Below are 7,193 nucleotides of genomic sequence, written 5' to 3'. Positions count from 1 at the left end.
ACCCAGGCTGATGCTTCCTCCCGGCAACTTGATGGACGTCGCCAGAAAGCTGCGGGTGGACGAAGTCATCGTTGCGGTTCGGGAACGGCGGGGGGGCGTGCTGTCACTGCGCGAGCTTCTCGACTGCAAGCTTGCCGGGTTGCGGATTCGGGATCTTTCGTCGTTCTTCGAATGCGTCCAGGGGCAGATTCGCCTCGACTCCCTGCGTGCAAGCTGGCTGATCTATGGAGACGGGTTCCGCCAGGGGTGGTTGCGCACTTTCGTGAAGAGGTGCTTCGATCTTGTGGTGGCCATGCTGCTCCTGCTGGTTTTCATGCCGATCATGATCGTTACGGCGGTCCTTATCCTGCTCGAAGACGGTGCGCCGATCTTCTACGCCCAGGAGCGGGTCGGTCTGGGCGGGCGAGTCTTCCGGGTGGTCAAGTTCCGCAGCATGCGCCGAGATGCCGAGAGGGATGGCAAGCCTCGCTGGGCGAGCGCTAACGATGATCGTGTAACGCGGATCGGGAAGGTGATCCGCAAGCTGCGCATTGATGAGTTGCCGCAGCTGTTCAACGTGCTGCGCGGGGACATGAGTCTGGTGGGGCCGCGACCCGAACGGCCGTTCTTTGTCGAGCAGTTGACGGAGCAGATTCCCTTCTATGCGGTTCGTCATTGCGTGAAACCAGGGGTAACGGGGTGGGCGCAGGTACGCTACCAGTACGGGGCTTCGGTCGATGATGCAGCGGAGAAGCTGCAGTACGACCTTTACTACGTAAAGAACCACACCCTGGTTCTCGATACACTGGTGCTGTTCGAAACTGTGCGTGTGGTGCTTACGGGAGAAGGGGCGCACTGAGCGTGCCGTGTCCGGTGAGGCAGTGCCAGGGTTCGGAGGCAGGGGTGTGCGTGTGCAAGCTTAAGGCGGAGCGGATGAATGCTTGAAGTCGCAGCCTGGAGTTACGGAGTCGCTGCGGTCGCCTATCTGGCTTTCGGGCTATACATTTTCTTTGCCTGGCGTGGGGCGCTGCCGGGCGGTGTGCTGTTTGCGGCGGTGACGCTGTCGGCGCTCTGGAGCGGGCTTTCCGCTCTGGGTGTGACCGGTTCAGGAATGAGCGTTTCGCTGGCGGCAAGCGTTGCGGACGTGCTACGGATCGGTGCTTGGTATGCCTTCCTGATCGTGCTCGCCCGTCCCTTGTGGGGGGGGCGACTGCGCTGGCCTGCGCAACTGGCCGTGCTGACGGTACTGATTCAGTTCGCCGCGCTCATTGCCGAGCTCTATCTGGGCGGTGCTGCCCTGGCGATTCGTCCGCTGCTGGCCGCCTGGCTGGGTCATGCCATTGTTGGCCTGATGCTCGTCGAGCAGCTCTACAGGAACGTGCCCCCCGCCTCGCGCTGGGGTATCAAGCCGCTATGTCTTGCGCTTGCTGCCGGCTATACCTTCGAGCTCTACCTGTTTGCGGATGCGGCCCTTTTCTCTCGTATCGATGAAGATGTCTGGGCTGTGCGCGGGCTTGCTCATGCGCTGGTGATTCCACTTATCGCGCTCTCGGGTGCGCGTAGCCCCTCGTGGACATTGCGCATGTCCGTCTCCAGAGAGGTGGTGTTTCACTCCACCGCGCTCGCGGGAGCAGGCCTCTATCTGCTTGTGATCGCTGGCGCAGCCTACTACGTGCGTTATTTTGGCGGTGACTGGGGCCGTGCCCTGCAACTCGCGCTGCTGTTTGCCGGATTGGTGCTGCTCGGTGCGCTGCTGTTCTCAGGGGCGCTGCGGGCGAAGCTGCGTGTGCTGATCAACAAGCATCTCTTTCCCTATCGCTACGATTACCGCAACGAGTGGTTGCGCTTCACGCAGGCGCTGGCGTCCGCAGACAAGAGTCTGGACCTCGGGCAGACGGTCATCAAGGCGCTGTCGGATCTTGTCGAGAGCCCGGGGGGGGCGCTGTGGCTTGCCAACGGGCGGGGTGCGTTTGCCCTGCATTCGCGTTTCAATCATCCGGATGTGGATGCCTTCGAACCTGCTGATTCGGCTTTCTGCCGCTTCATGGATGAACGAGGCTGGGTGGTCGATCTGGGCGAGTATGCCGAGCGCCCGGAGCGGTACGAAGGGATGGTGTTGCCGGGCTGGCTGTGCCGTTTGGAAGAGGCCTGGGCGGTGATTCCGCTGCAGACGCCGGATGGATTGATCGGCTTCGTGGTGCTGAGTTCGCCACGCACCCCGTTCGAGATCGACTGGGAGGTGCTGGATCTACTGAAAACCGCGCAGCGCCAGGCAGCAGGTTACCTCGATCGCATGCTCTCGGCAGAAGCACTGCTCGAGGCACGCAAGTTCGACTCGTTCAACCGCATGTCGGCCTTCGTCGTGCACGACCTGAAGAACCTTGTCGCACAACTCTCCCTGATGCTGCGCAACGCCGAGCGCCATCGAGCCAATCCCGAATTCCAGCAGGACATGCTTGAGACCGTCGCGCATGTGGAGTCGCGCATGCGCGGATTGATGACGCAGTTGCAGGAGAAGCGCTCGATCGATCCGCCGCGCGCGGTCGATCTGTGCACCCTGCTGCGCACCGTATGCGAGCGGCGGCGCAGCCAGCGGCCTGCGGTCGAGCTCGCACTGAACGAGGCGCATGGCATTGAGGTCGCGGCGCACCCGGAACGGCTGGAAAGAATCATTGGTCATGTCGTGCAAAATGCACTCGACGCAACGCCCGAGGATGGTAAGGTTTCATTGAGTGTTTATCACGCGACGCCAGGTTGCGCGAGTCTGGTCGTTGAAGATACCGGCTGCGGTATGACGCGTGCGTTCATTCGCGAACGCCTGTCGCGCCCATTCGAGACGACCAAGGCGAGCGGCATGGGCATCGGCGTGTTCGAGACCCGGCAGTACCTTGAGGAAATTGGCGGGAGTCTGCGCTACGACAGCGAGCCTGGGCGCGGTACGCGGGTGACGATCGAGTTGCCGGTGGTCCAGCGCGAACGTCAACGTTCGGAAATTACAGGAATACAGTGAATACGACGCCCGACAAGCAGCGCACGCTCCTGATCGTGGAGGACGATCCGGCGCTGCAAAAGCAGATGCGATGGGCTTTCGACGCCTGCGATACGGTTGTTGCCGACGACCGGGAAAGCGCCATTGTACAGTTGCGCAAGCACGAGCCGGCCGTGGTTACCATGGATCTGGGACTACCCCCAGCCCCGGACGACGTGACTGAGGGCTTCAAACTTCTCCGCGAGATCCTCACTTTGGCGCCCGACACCAAGGTCATCGTGCTGACCGGCCAGCATGATCGCGAGAACGCGGTCAGAGCGGTCGGGCTGGGTGCATACGACTTTTTCGCCAAGCCCTTCGAGCCCGAGTTGCTGAATCTGACGATTGATCGCGCCTTCCGCATGCACGACCTGCAGATGGAGAACGCCCGGCTTGCAGCGCTCGCAGGTAGCCCGATGTCGGGGCTGCTCACGCGCGACCCGGGCATGCTCAAGGTCTGCCGCACGATCGAGCGCCTGGCCTCCGCGTCGGTCACGGTCGCCTTGCTGGGGGAGAGCGGAACCGGCAAGGAGATCCTTGCCCGTGGGTTGCACGCTCTGTCGCCGCGTTCGCAGGAGCGCTTCGTGGCGATCAACTGTGCGGCAATCCCGGACACCTTGCTCGAGAGCGAACTGTTCGGTTACGAAAAGGGAGCCTTCACCGGTGCAGTAAAGCAGACTCCGGGCAAGATCGAGACTGCGCACAAGGGAACGCTCTTCCTCGACGAGATCGGAGATCTACCCCTGGCGCTGCAGGCCAAGTTGCTGCGCTTCCTGCAGGAGCGCGTCATCGAGCGCATCGGCGGCCGTGATGAGATTCCGGTCGATGTCCGTATCGTCTGTGCCACCCACCGCGACCTGAAAACACAGATCCAGGCGGGGGTTTTCCGCGAGGATTTGTATTATCGTCTGGCGGAGATCGTGATCGAGATTCCGCCGCTGCGTGCGCGTGACGGTGACGCTGCCCTGCTCGCGCACGCATTCGTGCAGCGCTATGCGCGCGAGAACGGGCGACGCCCGCCGGTGCTGGGTGAGGATGCCCTCTCCGCCATCGAGGCATACAGATGGCCGGGCAACGTCCGTGAGCTTGAAAACTGCATGAAGCGTGCGGTGATCATGGCCGACGGCGACTGCATCGGTGCGGTGGATCTCGGTCTTGGTGCCGCCGACGAGGATCTGTCCCACCTGAACCTGCGTCATGTCCGGGATGAGGCGGAGCGGACCGCGGTGCTCAAGGTCATCGCCCGCACTAACGGCAACATTGCGCGGGCTGCCGAGATCCTCGGCGTCAGCCGCCCCTCTTTGTACGATCTGCTCGGCCGCTTCGGCCTGAAGAAGGAGAATGGTTCGTGAGCTCGAGAAAACCCATACTGCGCCCGATCGCCTGGTCCGGGCGTGCCCGCGGCGCTGCTGCGATCGCGTTCTCCGCGCTACTTCTCGCGGGCTGCGGCCAGAGTCCCGACGAGATGTTGGCCTCGGCCAAGACCTACCTGGACAAGAAGGATCTTGCTGCGGCGAGCATTCAGTTGAAGAACGCCCTGCAGGAAAATGGAAGCCTTGCCGAGGCGCGCTTCCTGCTTGGCAGAATCCATTTGGAGCAGGGAGATGTGCTCGGGGCGGTCAAGGAACTGCAGCGAGCGCAGGAACTCGGTTACGCCAGGGACGAAACCGCGCCGCTGCTTGCCCGGGCACTGGCGGATGCGGGGGAGTTCGACAAGTTGCTCGAACAGTTCGCTGACCTGCGTGTCGGCAATGCTCAGGCCCAGGCGTCGATCCTTGCGGCGGTCGGTGATGCCCACCTCGCCAAGGGCAACCTCGAGAAGGCGCGCGCGGCGTTCTTGGATGCGCTGGTGGCCAATGACAATGATGCCAGGGCGCGGATCGGGCTGACGCGGGTCCATCTCGTCTCCGGCGACCTGGAAGCCGCGGAGCGTGAAGCTCGCCTGGGTGTTGAACGCCACCCCGAGCTGGCCATCGCGCATGCCTCCCTCGCAGACGCCCGGCTGATGCGGGGTGAGCCTGTCCAGGCGCTGGATGCGATGCGTGAGGCGGTTCGTCTGGCGCCGAAGAACGTCAGTTACCACAATGCCTACGTAATGCAGCTGCTGCGTTCGGGCAAGGCCGACGAGGCTGGCAAGGCGCTTGAGGCGATGCAGGCGGCGGCGCCCAATCACCCGCTCACGCGCTACATCAAGGCCGTGATCGACTTTCGTGATGGCCGGCTTGCCGAAGCACGAGACAACCTGACGCTAGTGCTCAAGGATGCGCCCAACCACCTGCCGGCAGAACTGCTTGCAGGGGCGGTACTCGTGCGGCTGAACGAGCACGCGCTTGGGCGCACCCATCTGGGGCGCGTGCTCGAACGTGCCCCGCGTGACGTCTTCGCGCGGCAGTCTCTGATTGTTTCGCATCTCGCCACCGGCGAGGCGCAGCGTGCCCTCGAACTGCTCGAGCCGCTGTTGCAGATGGCCGAGCCCGATGCTCGCCAGCTCGGACTGGCGGGGCAGGTGTTCCTCGCCAACGGGGATTTCGAACGTGCGGAGGCCTACTTCGACCGCGCCGCCCAGGCCGCGCCCGAAGATCCGCGTGCGCGCGTACGGCTCGGTATCACCCGCATGGCGACCGGCGATGCCGAAGCCGCCTTTGCCGACCTGGAGAATGCTGCGCAGATGGACGAAAGCGGGATCCAGGCCGATCTCGCGATCGTGATGGGGCATTTGCGCCGCGGCGAAGCAGACAAGGCGCTCGAGGCGCAGGCGCAACTCGAACGCAAGCAGCCCGACAATCCACTGGTGCACAATCTTCGTGGTGGGTTGATGCTCGCCAAGCGTGATGTGCCAGCTGCCCGGGAAGCGTTCGAAAAGGCGCTTGCGATCAAGGGGGACTACCTTGCCGCCGCCGTCAATCTGGCGCGTCTCGACCTCGCCGAACAGCAGAGCGAACAGGCGATCGCGCGCATCAAGACGGTTGCCGACCAGAACCCCCAGAACGTGGAGGCCCTCCTCACGCTGGCGGAGATTCAGCGCGCAACCGGGGCGAAGCCCGCCGAGGTGCTCGCCTCGCTCGAGCGCGCCGAGGCCGCGTCGCCCGGAGCGGTCGCGCCCAACCTCGCCATCGTTCGCCACCACCTCGGCCAGGGTGACTTTCCGCGTGCGCTGCAACTTGCGCAGAAGGTCGCAGCGGCCCATGGCAACGACGCCCGGGTGGTCGAGATTCTTGCCCGCGCCCAACTGGCCTCGGGTGACAGCCAGCAGGCAATCTCGGCACTGAATCGCCTCGGCAGCCTGCTGCCACGTTCACCCCAGCCGCACATCATGCTGGCCGATGTGCAGCGCTCGCTCAAGGACAACAGTGCCGCGGAGCAGGCCTTGCGTCGTGCGCTGTCGATCGCGCCGGATGCGACCGAGGCCCAGCAGCGGCTGATCGCGCTGCTTGTCGAGCGTGGTGACCGCGATGGCGCGCTCAAGCTCGCGCGCGAGGCGCAGTCGCGCCAGGCCGAACGCCCCGCAGGCTACCTGCTCGAGGGTGAGATCCATGCCAATGGCGGCAAGTGGAACGAAGCCGCGGAGGCGTATCGCAAGGCGCTGGAGGCCAACGGCGGCGGACCGGCTGCGGTGCGCCTGCATGGCGCCCTGTTGCGCGCGGAACGCCGGACCGAGGCGGATCGCGCAGCCGCTGCGTGGCTGGAGAAGCAACCGGATGATCTGATTGTTCGTGGCTACCTTTCGGAAATCGCGTTGTCAGAGGGGCGTCATGCCGATGCGATGACGCTGCTCTCGCGCATGCACGAGATGGTCCCCCAGAATGCACTGATCCTGAACAATCTGGCGTGGACCGCCAAGGAGATGAAGGACCCGAAGGCGCTCGAGTACGGCGAGCAAGCCTTGCGCCTCGCCCCCGACAACCCCGCCATCCTCGACACCGTGGGCATGATCCAGGTGGAAGGCGGCGATATCGAGAAGGGCCTGGTGAACCTGCAGCGAGCGGTTACGCTCGGCCCCGACCTGCTGCCGCTTCAGCTCAACCTGGCGCGCGCACTCGCGATCGCTGGGCGCAAGGATGAGGCGCGCGCAATGCTCGAAGCGCTGCTTCCGCGCCTCAAGGAAGGGACCTCACTGCACCGCGAGGCGCTTGCGGTGCAGGGCACGCTTTGAACGAACCGCATCTCCAAACTCACAAGGAACACG

At 64.1% G+C, this 7,193-nt stretch carries 4 protein-coding genes; all 4 read left to right on the top strand.

Annotated features, from left to right (window positions below; translation table 11 throughout):
* A partial coding sequence (locus ACNKW1_RS04265; protein ID WP_418363335.1) for a TIGR03013 family XrtA/PEP-CTERM system glycosyltransferase occupies positions 1 to 838 on the top strand: 838 nt, incomplete at its 5' end.
* 78 nt (positions 839 to 916) lie between these two features.
* On the top strand, positions 917 to 2,989 hold the full coding sequence (gene prsK / locus ACNKW1_RS04260; protein ID WP_418363334.1) for an XrtA/PEP-CTERM system histidine kinase PrsK: 2,073 nt from the start codon (positions 917 to 919) through the stop codon (positions 2,987 to 2,989).
* Positions 2,986 to 4,359, top strand: coding sequence for a PEP-CTERM-box response regulator transcription factor (gene prsR, locus ACNKW1_RS04255; RefSeq protein ID WP_418363333.1), 1,374 nt, complete (start codon positions 2,986 to 2,988; stop codon positions 4,357 to 4,359). The genes prsK and prsR overlap by 4 nt, the downstream gene beginning before the upstream one ends.
* Entirely contained in the window at positions 4,356 to 7,160 is a 2,805-nt protein-coding gene (gene prsT, locus ACNKW1_RS04250) for an XrtA/PEP-CTERM system TPR-repeat protein PrsT (protein ID WP_418363332.1), read from the top strand. Before prsR ends, prsT begins: the two co-directional genes overlap by 4 nt.
* Positions 7,161 to 7,193: the final 33 nt, after the last annotated feature.

The sequence above is a fragment of the Thauera sp. WH-2 genome, assembly GCF_048321015.1.
GTDB lineage: Bacteria > Pseudomonadota > Gammaproteobacteria > Burkholderiales > Rhodocyclaceae > Thauera.
This window is presented reverse-complemented; position numbering and strand designations above follow the sequence as displayed.

What these genes read in the sequence shown, in the direction of transcription:
- prsK (WP_418363334.1), top strand. Translation starts at nt 917, where the DNA reads ATGCTTGAAGTCGCAGCCTGGAGTTACGGAGTCGCTGCGGTCGCCTAT.